This window comes from Oenococcus kitaharae DSM 17330, assembly GCF_000241055.1.
GTDB classification, from domain to species: domain Bacteria; phylum Bacillota; class Bacilli; order Lactobacillales; family Lactobacillaceae; genus Oenococcus; species Oenococcus kitaharae.
In genome coordinates, this window is the sequence record NZ_CM001398.1 from 1,210,879 (window position 1) to 1,231,300 (window position 20,422).

Annotated in this window: 20 protein-coding genes, 1 pseudogene and 1 CRISPR repeat array (1 of these 22 cut by a window edge); of the genes and pseudogenes, 16 read left to right on the forward strand and 5 right to left on the reverse strand. The window is 38.8% G+C overall.

Features of this window, described 5'->3' with window-relative positions; all coding sequences use genetic code 11:
* Positions 1 to 114: 114 nt before the first annotated feature.
* From OKIT_RS06160 to OKIT_RS06175, 4 genes are all read right to left on the reverse strand, one after another.
* A complete protein-coding gene (locus tag OKIT_RS06160) occupies positions 115 to 372 on the reverse strand; it encodes a hypothetical protein (protein WP_007746196.1) in 258 nt (85 codons plus the stop codon).
* A gap of 109 nt (positions 373 to 481) precedes the next feature.
* Positions 482 to 1,285: a GNAT family N-acetyltransferase gene (locus tag OKIT_RS09400; protein WP_007746197.1), complete on the reverse strand. Its 804-nt coding sequence runs from the start codon at positions 1,283 to 1,285 to the stop codon at positions 482 to 484.
* Entirely contained in the window at positions 1,275 to 1,952 is a 678-nt protein-coding gene (locus tag OKIT_RS06170; protein ID WP_007746198.1) for an ABC transporter ATP-binding protein, read from the reverse strand. Before OKIT_RS06170 ends, OKIT_RS09400 begins: the two co-directional genes overlap by 11 nt.
* A gap of 1 nt (position 1,953) precedes the next feature.
* Positions 1,954 to 3,018: an ABC transporter permease gene (locus OKIT_RS06175; RefSeq protein ID WP_007746199.1), complete on the reverse strand. Its 1,065-nt coding sequence runs from the start codon at positions 3,016 to 3,018 to the stop codon at positions 1,954 to 1,956.
* Positions 3,019 to 3,196: 178 nt separating this feature from the next.
* Between OKIT_RS06175 and OKIT_RS06180 the strand changes: the two genes are divergently transcribed.
* From OKIT_RS06180 to OKIT_RS09785, 11 genes and pseudogenes are all read left to right on the forward strand, one after another.
* Positions 3,197 to 3,655: a GNAT family N-acetyltransferase gene (locus tag OKIT_RS06180; protein ID WP_007746201.1), complete on the forward strand. Its 459-nt coding sequence runs from the start codon at positions 3,197 to 3,199 to the stop codon at positions 3,653 to 3,655.
* Between the two features lie 98 nt (positions 3,656 to 3,753).
* Entirely contained in the window at positions 3,754 to 3,990 is a 237-nt protein-coding gene (locus OKIT_RS06185) for a hypothetical protein (protein WP_028291744.1), read from the forward strand.
* Between the two features lie 678 nt (positions 3,991 to 4,668).
* Positions 4,669 to 4,926, forward strand: a complete 258-nt coding sequence (locus tag OKIT_RS09405) for a hypothetical protein (RefSeq protein WP_148128076.1) — start codon at positions 4,669 to 4,671, stop codon at positions 4,924 to 4,926.
* Positions 4,927 to 4,945: 19 nt separating this feature from the next.
* A complete protein-coding gene (locus tag OKIT_RS06195; RefSeq protein WP_148126081.1) occupies positions 4,946 to 5,242 on the forward strand; it encodes a LexA family protein in 297 nt (98 codons plus the stop codon).
* A gap of 52 nt (positions 5,243 to 5,294) precedes the next feature.
* Complete coding sequence (locus tag OKIT_RS06200) at positions 5,295 to 6,695, forward strand: SNIPE associated domain-containing protein (protein ID WP_007746205.1); 1,401 nt, start codon at positions 5,295 to 5,297, stop codon at positions 6,693 to 6,695.
* A 4-nt stretch (positions 6,696 to 6,699) separates the two neighbouring features.
* Positions 6,700 to 7,338, forward strand: a complete 639-nt coding sequence (locus OKIT_RS06205) for an ion channel (protein ID WP_007746206.1) — start codon at positions 6,700 to 6,702, stop codon at positions 7,336 to 7,338.
* Positions 7,339 to 7,344: 6 nt separating this feature from the next.
* Entirely contained in the window at positions 7,345 to 7,560 is a 216-nt protein-coding gene (locus tag OKIT_RS06210; protein WP_007746207.1) for a helix-turn-helix domain-containing protein, read from the forward strand.
* 74 nt (positions 7,561 to 7,634) lie between these two features.
* A complete protein-coding gene (locus OKIT_RS06215; RefSeq protein ID WP_007746208.1) occupies positions 7,635 to 7,928 on the forward strand; it encodes a hypothetical protein in 294 nt (97 codons plus the stop codon).
* A gap of 47 nt (positions 7,929 to 7,975) precedes the next feature.
* A complete protein-coding gene (locus OKIT_RS06220; RefSeq protein ID WP_007746210.1) occupies positions 7,976 to 9,184 on the forward strand; it encodes a protein kinase family protein in 1,209 nt (402 codons plus the stop codon).
* A 125-nt stretch (positions 9,185 to 9,309) separates the two neighbouring features.
* Positions 9,310 to 10,086, forward strand: coding sequence for a DUF4393 domain-containing protein (locus OKIT_RS06225; protein ID WP_007746217.1), 777 nt, complete (start codon positions 9,310 to 9,312; stop codon positions 10,084 to 10,086).
* 41 nt (positions 10,087 to 10,127) lie between these two features.
* Positions 10,128 to 10,302, forward strand: a pseudogene (locus OKIT_RS09785) (recombinase family protein); the annotation flags it as partial.
* Between the two features lie 121 nt (positions 10,303 to 10,423).
* Here the strand turns inward: OKIT_RS09785 and OKIT_RS06230 are convergent.
* Complete coding sequence (locus OKIT_RS06230; protein ID WP_007746218.1) at positions 10,424 to 11,341, reverse strand: phosphate/phosphite/phosphonate ABC transporter substrate-binding protein; 918 nt, start codon at positions 11,339 to 11,341, stop codon at positions 10,424 to 10,426.
* 200 nt (positions 11,342 to 11,541) lie between these two features.
* On the opposite strand from OKIT_RS06230, the gene OKIT_RS06235 reads away from it, so the two are divergent.
* From OKIT_RS06235 to csn2, 5 genes are all read left to right on the forward strand, one after another.
* On the forward strand, positions 11,542 to 13,242 hold the full coding sequence (locus tag OKIT_RS06235; RefSeq protein ID WP_007746219.1) for a DUF2075 domain-containing protein: 1,701 nt from the start codon (positions 11,542 to 11,544) through the stop codon (positions 13,240 to 13,242).
* Between the two features lie 126 nt (positions 13,243 to 13,368).
* Complete coding sequence (gene cas9 / locus OKIT_RS06240) at positions 13,369 to 17,538, forward strand: type II CRISPR RNA-guided endonuclease Cas9 (protein WP_007746220.1); 4,170 nt, start codon at positions 13,369 to 13,371, stop codon at positions 17,536 to 17,538.
* Between the two features lie 198 nt (positions 17,539 to 17,736).
* Positions 17,737 to 18,606: a type II CRISPR-associated endonuclease Cas1 gene (gene cas1, locus OKIT_RS06245; protein WP_007746221.1), complete on the forward strand. Its 870-nt coding sequence runs from the start codon at positions 17,737 to 17,739 to the stop codon at positions 18,604 to 18,606.
* An 11-nt stretch (positions 18,607 to 18,617) separates the two neighbouring features.
* The gene (cas2, locus tag OKIT_RS06250; RefSeq protein WP_028291739.1) at positions 18,618 to 18,923 is read left to right on the forward strand and encodes a CRISPR-associated endonuclease Cas2; all 306 of its coding nucleotides are present in this window, start codon (positions 18,618 to 18,620) and stop codon (positions 18,921 to 18,923) included.
* Positions 18,920 to 19,582 (forward strand): type II-A CRISPR-associated protein Csn2, encoded by a 663-nt coding sequence (csn2, locus tag OKIT_RS06255; RefSeq protein WP_007746224.1) that lies wholly within the window; start codon positions 18,920 to 18,922, stop codon positions 19,580 to 19,582. Before cas2 ends, csn2 begins: the two co-directional genes overlap by 4 nt.
* Before the next feature lie 20 nt (positions 19,583 to 19,602).
* Positions 19,603 to 20,422: direct repeats of the CRISPR family, unit length 36 nt; unit sequence GCTTCAGATGTGTGTCAGATCAATGAGGTAGAACCC; it runs 2,978 nt beyond the window's last position.

Sequence of the window (20,422 nt, forward strand, 5' to 3'; positions counted from 1 at the left end):
TTTGAGAATATATTAGCATATCGATTTGAGTTAAAAAATGAGAAAAAATCAGATTATTTGTGAAAAAAGGGTTTGATGCCGTCGGTGGGAGTCGAACCCACAAAAAAACAAGCCTCACGACTTGTTTTTCTTATGGATAAATCCGTCTTTTTTAAAAGCGCGATAAGTGTTGATGACACCGAAAAAAATCAGAAAGGCCGATGCAATGATCCCAGTCATGTATTTGCCCAGCGTGCTCAGGACATCCGGCTGCTGTGAAAAAATCAGTAAATTCACCGTAAAGACAAAGAAGAGAGTTATAAAAATGTCGAAAATATCAAAGGCTAGATGCAACCACCGCCAGCGTTTTGCTTTTGTCACTTTGTCAGTCATCGCGTTTCCTCTCTGATGCCGCCAGTATAGCGCGATCCGGGATAAAAATCAGCGCAGCATTAATTCTGCTTCCATATGTATATCATCTTGCAGGTAAACGATAATCAATCTAATCCATTGTCATCGCGGCTGACTCCAAAACTCGCAGCTTCTTAAAGCCGAGATGCTCATATAACAATCCAGCCGCTTCAGCTTTTTCGGACTGAACCAGGGTCATGGTTTTACCACTGTCAGACATATATAAATATTGCCAAAGAAAAGCGATTAAATTTGTCGCAATAGATTGATGTCTGAATGCCGGCGCCACAGCTACAAAAAGCAGGCGTGCCAAGGTTTCTTCGACCTCGACGAGCGCGTATCCGCACAATTGTCTCCCTTGGTAGGCCAAAAAGAGGGGATGTTCAGCTGAGATATCGGCAACAGCATCATCATGAAACATTTGATGATGCAGCTTGAGAGCTTCTTCTGCTTTTTCCTTTGGAAGCGGATTTTCATAAGCCTCAAAGCGCAGGCTAGATGGCCTCATAGCTACGGGGTAAACCTGCCAAATAGTCTGCCGGGTCAACGCCGCCTGATGGCTTTTCAACCAATTGGCGAGTGCGGCGTTTTCCAATCCATAAAAGAAATTGATTTGTGCAGGAAAGTGCGAGATAGATTTTTTCAGATTTTCCGCCAGTGCTATTTCCGGGAAAACAGTACCCTGAAAAAAGGGTCCCCAGACTTCGACGAACCATTCTTTGCCGACTGCATATTGATCCAAGACCAGCAGGCAGTCGTCTTGATCGACAACAGTCACATCCGAATCGGCTAAATCAAGCTGAATTTCCGCTGCATTATCCGTGACAAATTCACAGTATTGATCTGGCCTTTGATTCAGATTGGCGATGCGGTCCGCGATCATTTTATTTGTCATGCAAGCTCATCTTCCCATCCATTATTTCATAAATTTTATCAGCAAAAGGCATCAAACGTGTATCATGCGTGACGATGACGACGGCTTTGTCACGCTGTTCAGCCAGTTCCTTAAAGAGTTGTCCGATTTTAACGACACGGTCCGAATCCAAAGCGGCACTGGGTTCGTCGGCAAGAATCACTTCCGGATTTGTGTAAACGGCTCTGGCGATCGCCACGCGCTGTCTTTGTCCACCGGATAGTTGTCCGGGATATTTGTTGACCAAATCTTCGATACCTAATTGGGCAAACAGTTCCTTTAGCTCCTCTGCATTCAGATTACCTTCCGGCTTGATCCGATCGACAAAAGCCAACTGCTCGCTGACTTTTAAATAGGGCACTAAGGCGTATGATTGCAGGACAAAACCAATGTGGGACAGTCTTAATTGATCGCTTTGTTCGCGGCTTAACTGATTAATTGATTGGCCTTCGATTGAAACATCACCCGAAGAGGCTGTCTGCAGACCGCCGGCAATTGTCAAAAAGGTACTCTTGCCAGAACCTGAAGGGCCGACAATCAGTACCAATTGTCCTTTTTCCGCAGAAAAATTAATGTCCTGTAAGACATGAACAAGGCTGCTGCCGGAACCGAAATAATGATTGACTTTTTTTAATTCAATTGCTGCCATATTAGCCTCCAATAACGCTGACCGGATCAATTTTCGCGATTTTTCTTGCTGGCAGCGCCGCACCGACAATCCCCATGACCATCAAACCTAGAGTAATCAGCGACAGCATGACCAGATTAAAGGAGAGCGGGACGCCGAAGGGAATCAAGCTGGCTGTAACAGCCGTTAATAAAGCACCGCCAATGATGCCGATGATCATTAAGACCAGTGATTGGCTGATAATCGTATTGACAAGTTTAGCTCCGGGAATACCTTGCGCGCGTAGTACGGCATAGGTTGGCAAAGCCTGAATTGTGAGGATGTACAGGAAGACGGCAATCACAACCAATGAAATGACCATCAAAAATCCGATCATAAAGGCAAAAGTCGTGTTCTGTGCTGAATAGCCGGGCAATTTGGAGATGAAGTAGTGACTGCTATACCGTTTTAAACCTTTGACACCGGCAGTAAAATGAGCTGTTTTTGAAATGATCGCACTGGCAGCAACTTGACCGCCAGGAAAAGGACGCAACTTTTTCCAAACGGCTATCTGTCCGTATACGATAGGAGCGATGTTCAGCTTCGCATTTTTAGTAAAACCGACGATTGTATACTGGTTGGACGCGGAATTGAATTTGATTTTGTCTCCGATCTTGTAGCCCTCGGATTTAAATTGCTGATCGACGATGACTTCGTGCTGCTTGCGAAAACGGCGGCCGCTGCTGGCCACGAGGTTTTTTGCAATATATTGGCTTTTGTCGAGTCCGATAAACTGTGCCGATTCTTTTTCGCGATTGCTGCTTTTGACAACGATTGCTGCTTGTCCGACAATTGCTTGGCTTTTCGTCAGGTTGGTTGCAGCGAGCTGTTTCTTTGTGATCGTGGATTGCGACAAATTCACATTAGCGTCGCGATTCAAGAGGACAGTTTTTGTGTGCCAGGAGGTGATTGCCTGCGTGTTCTCGCTCGCTAAGCCGTTTGCCAGCCCCGACAGAATAAAAATCAGGTAGCTAATCAGGACAATCATGGCCGTGATCAGCGTGTAGCGCAGTTTCTCGTGACGAATTTCCTTTAGAGCCAGATACATAATCATCCCTCCCTGCCGTGCTTGTGAATTCTGCCTTACCGCCTCATTTTACTCTTAAGTAGATTTTTCCTAGCGCTTTTGCGTGATAATAAAAAGTATCGATGAGAGGGGGCGATCGTGATGATTAATCAAGCTATTATTTGTTTCAACAATAAACGATCACGAGGTAATTTTTATATTGGTCACACTAAGAAAAGCATCACCGGTCGAACTCACTCAAATATATATGATGGGCTACGACGCCTGGGGCGAGCATCAATCAGTCGCAGCTTATTTACAGGAATGTCGTTCTTCGACTAAATATCAGCGGGGCACTTGGTGGGTTCTTGAAGAACAAGGCCAGCTGCTGAGTTCGTTAATTATTTATGAGCTGTCTAATCATGTATTAGGGATCGGATCGGTCTCGACTGATCCGGTTAGCCGGCATCAAGGTTATGCAACGGCTATGCTTAGACAATTCATGACTGCCCATCTGGCATTTAATTTCTTTTTATTCAGCGATATTGATCCATCTTTTTATATGCGGCTGGGCTTTCAGGCTGTCAGTCAGGAAAACCAGTCTTATTCCGATACGACGCTGATGTATTATCCTGAGGATTTTCATCCAGCAAAGGATCAGCTGCCAACTTATTTTTAGGGTCGCAAACGGTCAGAAAAACATTCTCAATTAAATTCGGGGGGTGTTTTTTTGACTTTGATCTTGTCATTGCGAACACATGTTCGTATAATTTTCCTATGACTAACGAGCAAATAATTATCCAAGCTGTCCGTGATCTGCCGTCTACTGATTACAGGCTGAAAATGATGGACTTTGAAGATCTGCAAGCATTGACAGATTTAGATGAAGCCGATCTAGTTGTTGCTTTAAACCATCTCCATGATCGCGGGCTTTTATTTAATGGCTATATTGATGAGGAGACAGGGGAAGTCGTGACTGACGATATTGGCTATTTGTATAAATTGGCAAACTGAATTCTTATGTGAAAACGGCCGAGTCTCATAGTTTGATCTGGAATCGAACCCACAAAAAAACAAGCCTTTCGATTTGTTTTCTACTGTATATTAGTTGCCTTGTGTGATCAAATTATAGGAACGCCATAGGCTACGAAGTTGTTTTGAAGAGGAATTTTCCGATAACAAAGAATTGAGAGGGGGCACTATCATTTCAAACCTAAATTCTGTTCACCAGATTGCTTGCCACACTGTCAAAATTCTGAAAGAAAACGATGAATTTTATAAAAGAATTCCAGAAAATCTAAGAAACAAAATAGACCAAAAAGATACACAAAAAAGTCTACCAAAAAGTAGTCTGGTGGGCTTCAATTTGTCTATTTATTATTGATCTGGCTGCAATATTGGTTAGTAAGTCGATGCACCTACTGTTACTTTTGCGTAATTGTCAATTCTTTTAGTTGAGTCGGCGTTATTTAGGAAGTGATAACGCCAATATTTGCTTATTTCATCAAGATTTAAGTTGCGCTTTATCATAAATTTGTTATTCTATTGTCAAAATCAAGGTAATATATTGATATGATAACGTTTAGTAGGACTATCAAAAAATTTAAGAAAAGATAAAATGATGACCCAATGTCAATTAACTCGGGTTCATATTATTCTTGTATCTTACTATTGGAAAGAAATATGAGGTCAGTGCCAAGTATGAAGGTGCTTAATCAGTTATCAAGTAGCCTTAGAGCAGAAAAATCAATTCTCTATCAGGCTGCAGGATTTGTTCCAAGTGGTACGGATGATTTTGATTCTAATATCAACATTAGTCATCCCCTCTCATTTTTAAAGATGAGGAGGTTCCCCAATTACCCATTTATGGCCGGATTTTTGCAGGTGCGCCATCTGGCGTTCAAGAAAATATTGAGGGTGCAATTACACCCAAAAAAGTTTGGTCGATAAATACGGTTTAGATGAATTGATGGGTTTACGCGTGGTTGGAGACTCCATGACCAAAGCCAGCATTGCTGAAAACGCCGTTGCTGTGATTCATAAAACATCCGATTTCGATAATGGGAATATCGTAGTGGCCATCATTAATAACGATGCAGGTACCTTGAAAAGAGTTTATAAGCGGCCCGATGGCATTTATCTTGAGCCTGATAGTTACGATCCCATTTATAAGCCATTTCCATATACTGAAAAACATATAAAAGACGAGGATCCAAGTGTCATTATCGTGGGCGTGTATCTGTACTCTGTAAGTGGAATTATTTAAAAACGCACGTGCAGCGACCACGTAAAACCGGATAAGATAAAATGAATTAATAATGAGCGTTTATAACACACTAGCTGTTTGGCAAAGGATTGAAAAAATGGGAATTAAAAACGATCTATCAAATTTCATTAATAGGAAAATCTATTCGAAGGAAGAAATTGAAAAAAATAAGCAAGAACTTCTCAAGCTTCGTGCCAAAATTGAAAAAAATAAAGTCCAATTAAAAAAATTAAAAGAGACAATTGCTGTTTCTCGAAATGAGTTTGACAACATTAACCAATCGATTTCAGCAGATAAGGAACTCAGTCAAATATTAGATCTTCAAAAGAAAGCCCACGAAAACCTTACTAATTTATTGGATAAAATCAAGTCTGAAAACAATGTTCAAGAATCAGGACTTTTCATACCAAGATATAATTTCGCAAGTTCGTTAAATTACAAAGATAAACTCGCTAGAATTCGTGAGAACGAAAAATTAATGATTGATACTGGAGACGCCGTGATGATAAAGGAACGGGTATCCCTGAACGGAGATTATGACAAAGGTGAAGCATTACAGAATTCACAGGCAAAAGCATTAACACGATGCTTTAACGGCGAAGCAGACGCGATTATATACAAAGTAACAGCAAGCAACTGGGAGCAAAGGAATAAACAACTGGGCAGAATTTTTGTTTCTCTCAATAGAATTTTCAAAAAACAATATATGTCCATCTCTGAAGCCTACCTGAGACTGAAACAAGATGAACTTAAGTTGGCGGCGGAATACGAACTTAAAAAAGAAGAAGAAAGAGAGGCATTGAGAGAACAAAGAGAAAAGGAACGAGAAGATAAAAAACTCCAAGAAGAAATTAAGAATGCTAGAAAACAAATTGAAAAAGATAAGCATCAATACCAGAATGCAATTCTAAAAACTCAAGAGCGTTTACAAAATGCGGCATCAACTGAAATAGCCAAATTAAAACAGCAGTTGGAAGAATATAGACAAAAAATGGCCGATTTGAGTGCGGAAGAAGAAAGTGTTGACTATCGGGAAGGGCATGCCACGGCTGGTTATGTTTATGTAATTTCTAACATCGGTTCATTTGGAGAAGGAATTTTTAAAATTGGAGTAACGAGGCGTCTAGATCCCTATGAACGTATTGCGGAGCTTAGTAGCGCATCTGTGCCATTCAGATTTGATGTTCATACAATGATTTTTAGTGAAGATGCTTATGGGCTTGAAACCGAACTGCACCAAACGTTTGACAAATACAAAGTAAATCAAGTTAACCTCAGAAAAGAATATTTCAAAGTTCCTTTGAAAGATATTGAAGATGTTTTGGCCAAACACAAAGATTTAACTGTCGATGTTACGGAAAATGCTGAAGCTTTTGAATTTCATCAAAGTCTAGCAATTGCTAGTCAAAAGCTGAATACAAAAGTACATACTGCGGCCACTTTAATTCACTAAGAAAATGAAAACAAAAATATTAAATATCTTTTTATATTTACTTGCTGCAATCTCCATCCCACTAGCATTCATGGACACATCAAAAGCACCGCTTATTTTTGCAGACTGGGGAATTTGGATCATTTTTGTTTTTGACTATTTTTTTGAATTCAATCTAGCTAAAGATAAAAGAAATTATTTAAAGCACCATATCATAGAACTCATCTCAATCATCCCCTTTAATGCGTTCCCGGCATTTAGAATTTTAAGAATCGTGAGAGTCTTCGCCTTCGCTGGCCGTTTTCTGCATAAAACCAAAGACTTTCTTATCGAAACAAAAGTCTATATTGCTTTTATCATTACCGGCATCATCCTGATCATTTCAGGATTGTTATTCGCCTTTTACCAAAAAGATAACTTTCTAGATGGCCTATTTTGGGCCCTAGGTGTAGCGACAACAAGCGGGTCCCCATTCACTGCTACCAAAATGGTGATTAAGATCGTCAATATTATTCTCATGTTTACCGGAATTGGACTAGTTGGGTATTTCACCGGTGCATTGGCAAGTTGGTTAACGAAGGACGATATTTCCAACAATGATATTGATAAAAAACTAGATGAAGTACTGAAGAGAATCGATCTTATTGAGAGTGAAAGGAAATAACACAAAATGAGTGACACTGAAAAACAATATTTTGCAAGTCAACTACGTCAAGCCGTTGATAATTCTGATCTGACATACAGCGACCTTGCTCATACAAGCGGTATTAGTCTATCCACAATTAATCGATGGAAAGAAGGAAAAGCAGTACCAAGATTTGAGAATATTCTCAAACTCGCTGACGCACTGAATGAAAGTATCAATTGGTTTCTTGGCCGTTATTAATGTAATCAGTTAATTACTATGAGCTTAACGTACATACGTGCTGCGACCACGTTAATCCACCAAGGAAAATGAAAATGGGATTATTTTCACAGTCACAGAAAAACAGCAGCGAGAATGTTTATACAAACAGCGTTTTGCCTAACCTACATGCTAAAGACGGCAATAAACATATTGTCATGATCACGAGCTTCAGTAAATGGATCGACCAGGTGTTTGGTGTTGAATCTAAATATACGACTCAAGTTGGCTACATTGTCGATAAAATGCAAGAAGACGGCTATGAAATAGTCGCTATCGAACATACAACTTTGCAAAATCAGGGCATGTTTAAATCCATGGAAGGATTTCATACTTTAATTTACCTATAAGTGATAACTAGCTATGAGTCGAAAGAAGCGAATTAAAGGTTAATAAGATGTCAAATGGAGATTTAGATAATTTCATAGCTGCAGAGTTGCAGAAGCTTGATAAAGATATAAATTTAGATTTTCAGGACTTATATGTGGATTTCAAGAATTCAGATTTAATAAATCTTCTCTCAACTTTACAGAGCTTAATAAGTAGCGATTATGTCACAGATAGTTTCGCTATGAATCAACGGCTTCCAACGGATGATAATGAAGCATACTTTTGGGCCCCTGAGAGCAGGAAAATTCTGTCACATATTAGAACAATCGAAAGACTGCAAGATTTTTTGGTGGGCAATGAAGATGAGTTTCAAATTGATTCTTATTATAAAAATATTTTTGATAATTCGCTCAAGTTTCTAAAGCCTACAGGTGGAAGCGTTATTCCACCGCACACTGCAGAAGTTACTCTTTATTTGAAGAAACCTATTTTTTTGAAATCTGAGAAATTTAACATTAAGAGAAGTAACGAAAGCAATTGGATCAACAAGCAATTAATTGGCCAAGGATCATATGCCAGGATATATAAATATAACGATCCATTTTACAAAACCACTTTTATTCTAAAGTCTGCTCAGCCAGATCTTAATGACCAAGAGCTAAGACGATTCAAACAAGAATTTGCAATTTTACGAAAATTGGACTCGCCTTATATCGTCAAAGTCTACGATTACAATGAGACCAACAACACGTACACTATGGAGTACATGAAATCTGATCTAGACAAATTTATAAATCACAATAATAACAAACCAGATTTCAATAAATCGACAAGATTTTCAATAGTTAACCAGTTATTTGCCGCATATAAATATGTGCATGATCAAGGAGAACTTCAGCGAGATGTTAATCCAAAAAATATTTTAATTAATCAGTATGGAGATCAAACAATTGTTGTTAAATTATCCGACTTCAATTTGGCAAAAATTCCTAATAGTGAAATTACCGAAAGCGTTAGTGAAGTCAAGGGCCATCTAAAATACATCGACCCTGCTTTACCGGACTATGACTTTAAGCACTATGGGATTAAGAACGAAATCTACTCTATTGCACTAGTAATCAATTTCGTTATGACCGGGAAAGAATCATTTAAAACAACTAAAAATGAACAATTTGATCATTTTATGCAGAAAGCCACTGACTTGAACATAAATAATCGCTACGAAAACGTGTCAGAAATGAAGGCGGCTTTCAAAAAAATAATTTTTGACGAATAGTTTATAGACAGTAAACTTCATCAGGTTAAAAAACACATGCATTTATGAAAATTTTATTGACATCGTAACTGACATTAAATTTTATATGAAGTCTAATCGGAAATATGAAGAAGGGAAACACTATCATGGCTGGAGATATTAACTTTGATTTAGGACAAATACTACCTGAAAAAAGCATGGACGCACTTTTATATCCGACTTGCAAAGATCTTGGCATTCTTGCAGGGGGATTGGTAACAGCAATTACAAAACCGCTTCTAAAGTGGTCACTTTGTCAACAACAGGACATTGATGACTATCAAAATAAAATACAAAAGAATTTAAATACTATACCCGAGGACCAACTAGCAACTGATAAATTTGGAATGGCAATCAAAGCACTTAACGATTCACGGTTCCAATTAGGTGATGAAGGTTTGAGAGAAATGTTCGCGAAACTGATTGCAACAACTTTTGATAAAAGAAAAAATGAAAATTTGGTCCCACTATTTTCATCTCTCCTATCAAACATGTCACCAAAGGAAGCTGGATTCCTAAAAAAGTGGTATGAAAAAACTAAAGTATCACATTTTAACTCCGTCGTCATCAATATGGTTCAGCAAAATTCCATTGGCACTCAATTTCCTCTTTTAGATGGAATCCTGGTATATCCAGATGGATCAATGGAAAATGATGCATTAAATATTAATCTCCTAGAAAGTGCTGGCCTTATGGTTAGGTATAGAGGTCGAGAACTGAAGCATGAATTATTTCAAAAGCAGTATATTTCTGCTGAAAATTATTTCAAAAGCATTAAAGTGCCTCAAGAAAAATTCATGCCAGACTGTCATTTGGAATCAGAAAGAGGATATGTGATTTTGACAGAATTAGGCAAAATGTTCACGAATGTTTTGTTTGATTGATAAATGTTTCCTACAAATAGTTATGAAAAAAGTAACCATATATCTATCTACGGGTCTTTACTCTGGAGCAAGCTGAAAGCGGCTATTCGATTGATGAGCAGATCTCTAAATTAACTTATATACGTTGAAGTGAAAGATTGGACCGTCTATCAAGTTTATAAAGATCCTGGCTTTTCTGGATCTAACATTAAACGCCCAGCCATCACGAAATTGCTTGGAATTTTTGAACAACTTTAGTTATCTTTATTTTAACGATACTGGTTTTATGTTCACAATGGCCCAGCCCGGAATCGAACCCACAAAAAAACAAGCCTTTCGACTTGTTTTCTACTATATATTAGTTGCCTTGTGTGATTGAATTATAGGCTTTTCTGACAACATTGAAGTTACTATTTTTCGAACGCTCAAAGCCGGCGATGCCATAAAGGTTTTCGACGAGCTTTTTGCCTTTTTTCGTCTTCACGATTTGCATGAAGGCTTTAGAAATTTTCTGATCCAGCGAAGAAGACAAAGTCTTGCGAACCGTGATCGTATCATTAGGAATCTTCATGGTCTGTGCCAAAATCCGCGTGTCTTTGAAAATGTTAGGCACATCGCTCTTGACGAGGTTGCGGGCATCCTGATAAACGAATGCAGCGTCTGCCTGCTTGTTTGCCAAGGCCAGAACCCCTTGATCATGGCCTTTGACAGTAACGAGATGGGCATTTTTCACAACATCGATTCCTTTAGCATTCAGGTAGTAGATCGGGAAGATGTAACCCGAAGAACTGGTCGAATCCTGGACCGCGATATTTTTGCCTTCGAGGTCTTTTAAGCTCTTGATATTGGAATCCTTGCGGACAAGAATCAGTGACCGGTACCAGCTGACCATTTTCTTTTGATTGGAGCCGTCGTGATTGATGCCGTTTCGTACGACTTGAAGCAGGACTTTGGATCCATACTGCTTGTGTGCCTGGACGTAGCTTGCAGGCGGTAGGAAACCAACATCGATTTTGCCGGAGCCTAGGGCCTCGACGATCGAATTATAATCAGTGGAAACGGTGACCTGGACTTTTTTGCCTAAGCGTTTGGATAACATTTTTCCTAACGGGATGGCGCGGGCCTGCATGGTTGACGCATTCTCAGAAGGGACGAATCCAACGCGGATTGTCTTGGGATTGCGGCTTTGTGCAGCTGAAGCAGGGGATGCAGGCAGGCTGACAATCAGACCAGCCGCCAGCAGCAGACTGCCGATAAAGGTGATAATTTTTCTCATAACTTCTCACTCTCTTAATCTTGTTAATTTAAGTAAATAATACCTTTAATTGGTTAAAATAAAGGTATCGTTTACTTTTATTTTAACCTCTTGATACGATATCACGGTGAGGAGGGGAAAGCAAGTTCGCTTTGGATGTAAATCGCTGAAAAATATTTATTTTGGGAATGTTTTTAACATTATAATTAAGTGAATTAATTATGATAAATCCGCCAATCATTAAAAAAATAAAGTATTCCGAGGCTTCGATTGAGAGTCTTGATGATGTTTTAATCAACTCTGAGGAAAAGCACTACATTGAGGATTATCCGACTGTTTATGTTGTCAATGACAAAAAAGATAATGCAGGGAGGCTGAACTTTGATGTCTATGTTGGAGAAGCCAACTGGATTATTCAGAGAACAAAACAGCATCTTGAGAATGCAAATGATAAATTACAGCATTTGAATTCTGATGCGCAGATCATGATTATTGGCCATGATCATTTTAATAAGTCAATGACTTTGGATATTGAGAACCGGCTTATCAATCATATGATTGGCATTGATAATGTTGTTTCCTTGAATGGCCGGGGCAATCAGCAGGGAACTTATTTCACCTCCAATTTGACAGGCGAAATTTTTAATAAAATATGGCGAAAAATGCATCTGATTGAGCCTGAATTAATTCCACCTCTAAATGTTGTCAGAGATTCGGCACTTTTCAAAGCTTCGCCATTCCATAACCTTTCCGAAGAACAGCGAAATGATAAAAACCAAATTGTTGCGGAAACCGAGGCTGCACTTTCTAGAGACGAAATTGGCCAGTTAATCATTGTCGAAGGAGCCGCCGGAACTGGCAAAACAGTCTTGCTGAGCAGCTTGTTCTATGAATTCGCCTCACACGGCGGAGGAGAATTCAGCAACTCGATTATTAATGATGCGAGGAGTTTTCTGCTTGTGAATCATGACCAGCAGTTGACTGTTTACCAGCAAATCGCCAAGAAACTTAATTTGAGTTCAAAAAATAAAGAAGTCGTTTATAAGCCGACTGTCTGGCTAAATTATATGGAAAACCAGCCAATTGCTGATGTTGCCTTAGTTGATGAGGCACATTTACTTTGGACTCAAGGTAAACAAGCTTATCGTGGCAAAAATCAACTGGATGATATTCGCAAACATGCCCGAGTTGTGATTGCTGTTTTCGACAAAAATCAGATTCTGAGATCCGAACAGCATCTGTCCGATGAGTCAATCGCGAAATTATATGTTGGAGCAAAGGTGATTAAGCTGAATCATCAATTTCGCATCCACGCAAACGAGAATACAATTCAGTGGATTGATGATTTTGTTGAAGGCACACTCACCAAAATCCCTAAAGACGACAGCTACGACCTGAAAATTTTTGATGATCCCGAAAAAATGTACGAGCAAATTAAGCAAAAGAATCAAGATCAGCGATTCGGCTTGTCCCGTATGCTCGCGACTTTTGATTGGAAATATATTGAAAACAAGGAGCCTGAAAATGGCGGGCTCTGGCGTGTGACCGTTGGTGATTTCTCATTGCCATGGAATTTGGAATTAGAAAATAAAACCAATAGGAAACGCAATAAAGGTCTTTCTTGGGCTGAGCGGGATTATACAATTAATGAAATTGGATCAACATTTACGATTCAAGGTTTCGATTTAAATTATGCAGGTTTGATTATCGGGCCATCGGTTAAATGGCGTAATGGTCGTTTGGTCTTTGATCGCGATGCAAGTGCCAATCATAATGCAATTAAAAAACGTGACGGTCAGGATTTTTCTGAGCAGCACCTTCGAAATGAGTTAAATGTGTTAATTAAAAGAGGTGTCCGCGGCTTATGTATTTATGCAGTCGATGATGAACTGCGAAATAAACTTATGTCTTTGACGAACTAATATTAAAAACTAAATTTTAATGATATTTGGTATCAGCCATTCTTTCAAATAGCCATTTATTTTTTTAATTTTGCTTATATTTCCGTGTTAATTAAGTTTAAAATTATATCGAAAAGGATGGTTTTTATGGCACGGGATTATTCAGTTGGGTTGGATATTGGAACGAGTTCTGTTGGCTGGGCGGCGATTGACAATAAATATCACTTGATTCGAGCAAAAAGTAAGAATTTGATCGGAGTCAGGCTTTTTGATTCTGCCGTTACTGCAGAAAAAAGACGAGGCTATCGTACGACACGTCGGCGATTGTCACGCAGGCACTGGCGTTTAAGGCTATTGAACGACATATTTGCAGGGCCACTGACAGATTTCGGGGATGAAAATTTTCTTGCACGTCTCAAATATTCTTGGGTTCATCCACAGGACCAATCAAACCAGGCTCATTTTGCCGCCGGACTCTTGTTCGATTCCAAAGAACAGGATAAAGATTTTTATAGGAAATATCCCACAATCTACCATTTACGATTGGCATTGATGAATGATGACCAAAAGCATGATCTCAGAGAAGTCTATTTAGCGATTCATCATCTAGTCAAATATCGTGGTCACTTTCTCATCGAAGGCGATGTGAAAGCAGATTCTGCTTTTGACGTACACACTTTTGCAGATGCTATTCAGAGATATGCCGAGTCAAATAATTCGGACGAAAATTTACTTGGTAAAATTGATGAAAAGAAGTTGTCTGCTGCATTAACTGATAAACATGGTTCGAAGTCTCAACGCGCAGAAACAGCAGAAACTGCTTTTGACATTTTAGATCTACAAAGCAAAAAACAAATTCAGGCAATTTTAAAATCTGTCGTTGGTAATCAAGCTAATTTGATGGCGATATTTGGCTTGGATTCATCAGCTATTTCCAAAGATGAACAAAAAAATTACAAATTCTCTTTTGATGATGCTGATATTGATGAGAAAATTGCAGATAGTGAAGCATTGCTGTCAGATACTGAATTTGAGTTTCTTTGTGATTTAAAGGCGGCTTTTGATGGTTTGACCTTGAAAATGCTTCTAGGCGATGATAAAACGGTCAGTGCCGCGATGGTTCGCCGCTTTAATGAACATCAAAAAGATTGGGAATACATAAAATCTCATATTCGTAATGCAAAAAATGCCGGCAATGGTCTCTATGAGAAAAGCAAAAAATTTGATGGTATCAACGCAGCCTACTTGGCTTTACAAAGCGATAACGAGGATGATCGCAAAAAGGCCAAAAAAATTTTTCAAGATGAAATAAGTTCTGCCGACATTCCGGATGATGTAAAAGCTGATTTTCTTAAAAAAATTGATGATGATCAATTCTTACCAATTCAAAGAACAAAAAATAATGGTACGATTCCTCATCAGCTTCACCGTAATGAACTGGAACAAATTATTGAAAAACAAGGTATTTATTATCCATTTTTGAAGGATACATATCAGGAAAATAGTCATGAACTGAATAAAATAACGGCTCTAATTAATTTTCGTGTGCCGTATTATGTCGGCCCCTTGGTAGAGGAAGAACAAAAAATTGCAGATGATGGAAAAAATATTCCCGATCCAACCAATCATTGGATGGTAAGAAAGTCCAATGATACGATTACGCCATGGAATTTAAGTCAAGTCGTAGATTTGGATAAATCAGGCAGGCGATTTATTGAGAGATTGACGGGTACGGATACATATTTGATAGGCGAACCCACATTACCAAAAAATTCGCTTTTGTATCAGAAATTTGATGTTCTACAGGAACTAAACAATATCCGAGTATCCGGCCGCCGTTTGGACATTAGGGCAAAACAAGACGCATTCGAACATCTTTTTAAGGTACAAAAAACAGTCTCAGCAACGAACTTGAAGGATTTTTTGGTTCAGGCCGGTTATATTTCAGAAGATACTCAAATTGAAGGATTGGCTGATGTAAATGGGAAGAATTTTAATAATGCACTAACAACCTATAATTATCTTGTTTCGGTTTTAGGAAGAGAATTTGTTGAAAATCCTAGCAATGAAGAATTGTTGGAAGAAATAACAGAATTACAAACCGTTTTTGAAGATAAAAAAGTCTTGCGCAGGCAGCTTGACCAGTTAGATGGCCTTTCCGATCATAATCGAGAAAAACTGTCAAGAAAGCATTACACCGGTTGGGGACGGATTTCAAAGAAACTTTTAACCACAAAAATTGTTCAAAATGCTGATAAAATTGATAATCAGACTTTTGATGTTCCCCGTATGAACCAAAGTATCATTGATACTCTGTACAATACAAAAATGAATTTGATGGAGATTATTAATAACGCGGAGGATGATTTTGGCGTTCGGGCCTGGATTGATAAACAGAATACGACGGATGGGGATGAGCAAGATGTTTACAGTCTCATTGATGAGTTAGCTGGTCCAAAGGAAATAAAACGTGGTATTGTTCAGTCCTTTCGAATCCTGGATGACATCACAAAAGCTGTTGGCTATGCTCCGAAACGTGTTTACCTAGAATTTGCAAGAAAAACACAAGAATCACATCTAACTAATTCTCGAAAAAATCAGCTAAGCACATTATTAAAAAATGCCGGGCTGTCGGAACTTGTGACTCAGGTGAGCCAATATGATGCTGCCGCTTTGCAAAACGACCGCCTATATTTGTACTTTTTGCAGCAAGGCAAAGATATGTACTCTGGCGAAAAGTTGAATTTAGATAATCTTTCAAATTACGATATTGATCATATTATTCCGCAAGCCTACACGAAAGATAATTCTTTAGACAACCGTGTGCTTGTCAGCAATATTACTAACAGGCGCAAATCTGATTCGTCAAATTATTTGCCAGCTTTAATCGATAAAATGCGCCCATTCTGGTCTGTGCTTTCAAAGCAGGGCCTATTGAGTAAACACAAATTCGCTAATCTGACTCGGACACGTGATTTTGATGATATGGAGAAAGAGCGTTTTATTGCACGTTCGCTGGTAGAAACACGCCAAATTATCAAAAATGTTGCCAGCTTGATTGATTCGCATTTTGGCGGTGAAACAAAAGCCGTTGCCATTCGTTCATCATTAACGGCTGACATGCGGCGTTATGTCGATATTCCTAAAAACCGTGATATTAATGATTATCACCACGCGTTTGATGCCTTACTTTTTTCAACTGTCGGTCAATATACAGAAAATAGCGGACTAATGAAAAAAGGTCAGCTTTCAGACAGTGCGGGAAACCAATATAATCGTTATATCAAAGAGTGGATTCATGCTGCTCGTTTAAATGCTCAGTCGCAAAGAGTTAATCCATTTGGTTTTGTTGTTGGGTCTATGCGGAATGCTGCTCCCGGAAAATTGAATCCAGAAACTGGTGAGATTACGCCAGAGGAGAATGCTGATTGGTCCATTGCTGATTTGGATTATCTGCATAAAGTGATGAATTTTAGAAAAATAACTGTGACTCGCAGGTTAAAAGACCAAAAGGGCCAATTATATGATGAAAGTCGTTATCCATCCGTTTTGCATGATGCCAAAAGCAAAGCATCCATCAACTTTGATAAACACAAGCCCGTAGATCTATACGGTGGATTTAGTTCAGCTAAACCGGCCTATGCTGCATTAATTAAATTTAAAAATAAGTTTCGATTGGTCAATGTGCTGCGGCAATGGACTTATTCTGATAAGAATTCTGAAGATTACATTTTGGAACAGATTCGTGGAAAATATCCTAAGGCTGAGATGGTCTTGTCACATATACCATATGGCCAGTTGGTAAAAAAAGATGGTGCTTTAGTTACTATCTCATCAGCGACTGAATTGCATAATTTCGAACAGCTATGGCTGCCTTTGGCTGACTATAAATTAATTAACACTCTCTTGAAAACAAAAGAGGATAATCTCGTTGATATTTTGCATAACCGCTTAGACTTGCCTGAAATGACTATTGAATCAGCTTTTTACAAAGCTTTTGATTCGATCTTATCTTTTGCTTTCAATAGGTATGCTTTGCATCAAAATGCATTGGTAAAGTTACAAGCACATCGTGATGACTTTAATGCTTTAAATTATGAAGATAAACAGCAGACTCTGGAGAGGATTTTGGATGCCCTGCATGCGAGCCCGGCTTCTTCGGACTTGAAGAAAATCAATTTATCGAGTGGATTCGGGAGATTATTTTCTCCCTCGCATTTCACATTGGCAGATACTGATGAATTCATATTCCAGTCTGTCACTGGTTTATTTTCTACTCAAAAAACTGTTGCACAGTTGTATCAAGAGACAAAATAAAAGTCCGCAAGTGAATGCGGACTTTTTATGTATTGTGGGCATAAGCCCTTCTGCACATAAAATGTGAAGAAAATTAAGCTTGAAATTAATCTTGCTTTACTTCAATGCTGTGTGTCAGATCAATGAGGTAGAACCCAATGATGTTTGGGATGATCAATCCCAAACATCATTAGAACATAATTCGGGAGTGCTTGCAAGATGGCATGGCGAAATATTTTAATTAATCAACATTGTAAAATCTCTTACAAAATGAATATGTGCGTCGTTCAGACTGAAACAGATGTTCATCAGATTCCGGTGGAAGATATTCGACTACTGGTTATTGCAACCACAAGAGCCGTGATTACCACTTATGCAGTCATGGAACTGCTTAAAAGACAAGTCGGTATTTTGTTTACTGACGACAAGGCTTTTCCGATTGGTGAGATCAATAATTATTTAGGTGGTGGCAATCGAAATAAAAATATCCAGCAGCAGGTTGATTGGCCCATTGAAAGAAAACAAAATTTATGGGCCGAGATAGTTAAATCCAAAATATTGAATCAATCGAAATGTCTAGATTTTTTTTCTGAAAATGATCGATCACTAGAGCAGCTAATCATACAGGTTAATCAGAACGATAATTCGAATAGAGAAGCTGTCGCTGCACGCATGTATTTTACGAGACTTTTTGGCCCGAGTTTCGTCAGGCACAATGATGATGAACCTATTAATGCGTTGCTAAATTATGGTTATTCGATTCTGTTATCGACCGTTGCTCGAGAAATTTCATCAAATGGTTTTCTGACAGAACTTGGCATTCATCATAATAGCCAAGAAAATGTTTTTAACCTCGCCTGTGATCTGATGGAACCCTTTCGTCCGATTATTGATCGTGCTGTTGCACAAATGACAGATTTTGATTTATCACTGCAGCATAAGATAGAGCTAATTGAATTATTTGATGATGAAGTGGGTTATTTGCAACACCAAGCGACTGTTAACAGTGCCATTACGGAGTATGTAAGAAACGCACTCGACTATTTATGTGGCAAGCGACCGGAAGTTGCGGTTAGTGTGGCGATATGAGGTATCGAATTATGCGCTTAATGATTTTTTTTGATCTACCGACTTTAACAGCCTCAGATAGACGAAATTACAGACAGTTTCGAAAGATGTTGATTAATGAGGGATTTTTGATGATTCAAGAAAGCGTATATGTGAGAGTCGCTATGAATCGAAAATCTGCGGACTTTTTAGTTAAGCGCGTCGCACAGCTTTGCCCGAAAAGTGGCATTGTTCAGTCGCTCATGATCACGGAAAACCAATATGCCTCCATCGAATTTTTGGCCGGTAATCCTATTGAAGATGTTCGAAATAGTGATGCAAAGGTAGTGGTGATATGAATTATCAAATTACGAGATACCCATTTGATCCTGTTGCTCTTGATACGGGACTGAATATACTCTCGGTTGAGGATACACAATTATTTTTTGATTTTTGTCAAGATTTTCAGTCAGAAGAAGGAAAGACAATCATTACGAGTGGTGGGAAACAGCTCGTGATGCAAAAAAATATGACGTTTTTTGGGGATGTGACACGAGTTTTTGATTTTAATCAGCTTTATTTAAAAGCAGCAATCAAAACTTTATCAAAAAATTTTGACGAAATGGATTTGCAACAGCTTGACGATCTTAACGGTCAAATTAATCGGTTATTTACAAAGGTCATTTTTTCTAGCAATTTACCAATAGATTTAAACTTAGAATTTGATTTAATGGAGACAATCAAATCTAGGAAAATCGTGATAGATATGCCCATTCTCAACACGCCCTACGATAAAATTCGAAGTACAATAGATCTAGCAGCTGAGTTGTCAGATCCTCATTTGCTTGTTTTTACGAATGCTTTTCAATACTTGACTATGGGCCAAACCAATCAATTGGCTGAATATTCAAGATCAATGGAAAGAAATGTCTTATTTTTAGAAAGGTTTGATTCCAAAATTGATCTCACTGAAGCAGCTAATTCCTATTTCTTCGATAAAGACTTTGTCCAATTCTAGAAAGTACGAACATGCGGTCTGCTTCAGATGTGTGTCAGATCAATGAGGTAGAACCCTGCACCATGTGCCATATCATCGGCATTGCCGCTTCAGATGTGTGTCAGATCAATGAGGTAGAACCCATAATCACCCAGCTAGGATTTGTACATGGCGCTTCAGATGTGTGTCAGATCAATGAGGTAGAACCCAAGAATTCTGTCAAATGCTAAAGACAGATAGCTTCAGATGTGTGTCAGATCAATGAGGTAGAACCCCACCACTTTTTACAAGCTCTGTTCTAATGGGCTTCAGATGTGTGTCAGATCAATGAGGTAGAACCCGCTATATCGGCCAAACACAAGACCAACAAGGCTTCAGATGTGTGTCAGATCAATGAGGTAGAACCCTTGCTTCTGTCGGGAATGCCGTGACTCAAGGCTTCAGATGTGTGTCAGATCAATGAGGTAGAACCCAAAGTTTGGTCATTTTTTTACCTCAATCATGCTTCAGATGTGTGTCAGATCAATGAGGTAGAACCCTTCAAACAAAGCAATTGGTCGAAACATTGGGCTTCAGATGTGTGTCAGATCAATGAGGTAGAACCCTGATACGATTGACTTTCAATATCACCAAACGCTTCAGATGTGTGTCAGATCAATGAGGTAGAACCCTAATTGATACAAACGGCGAAGTGTTAAGCAGCTTCAGATGTGTGTCAGATCAATGAGGTAGAACCCACTGTGATTTGCCTGTACGTGTGAAAAACGGCTTCAGATGTGTGTCAGATCAATGAGGTAGAACCCTGGAACGGTGCTGAGAACCAATGGTTATGCGCTTCAGATGTGTGTCAGATCAATGAGG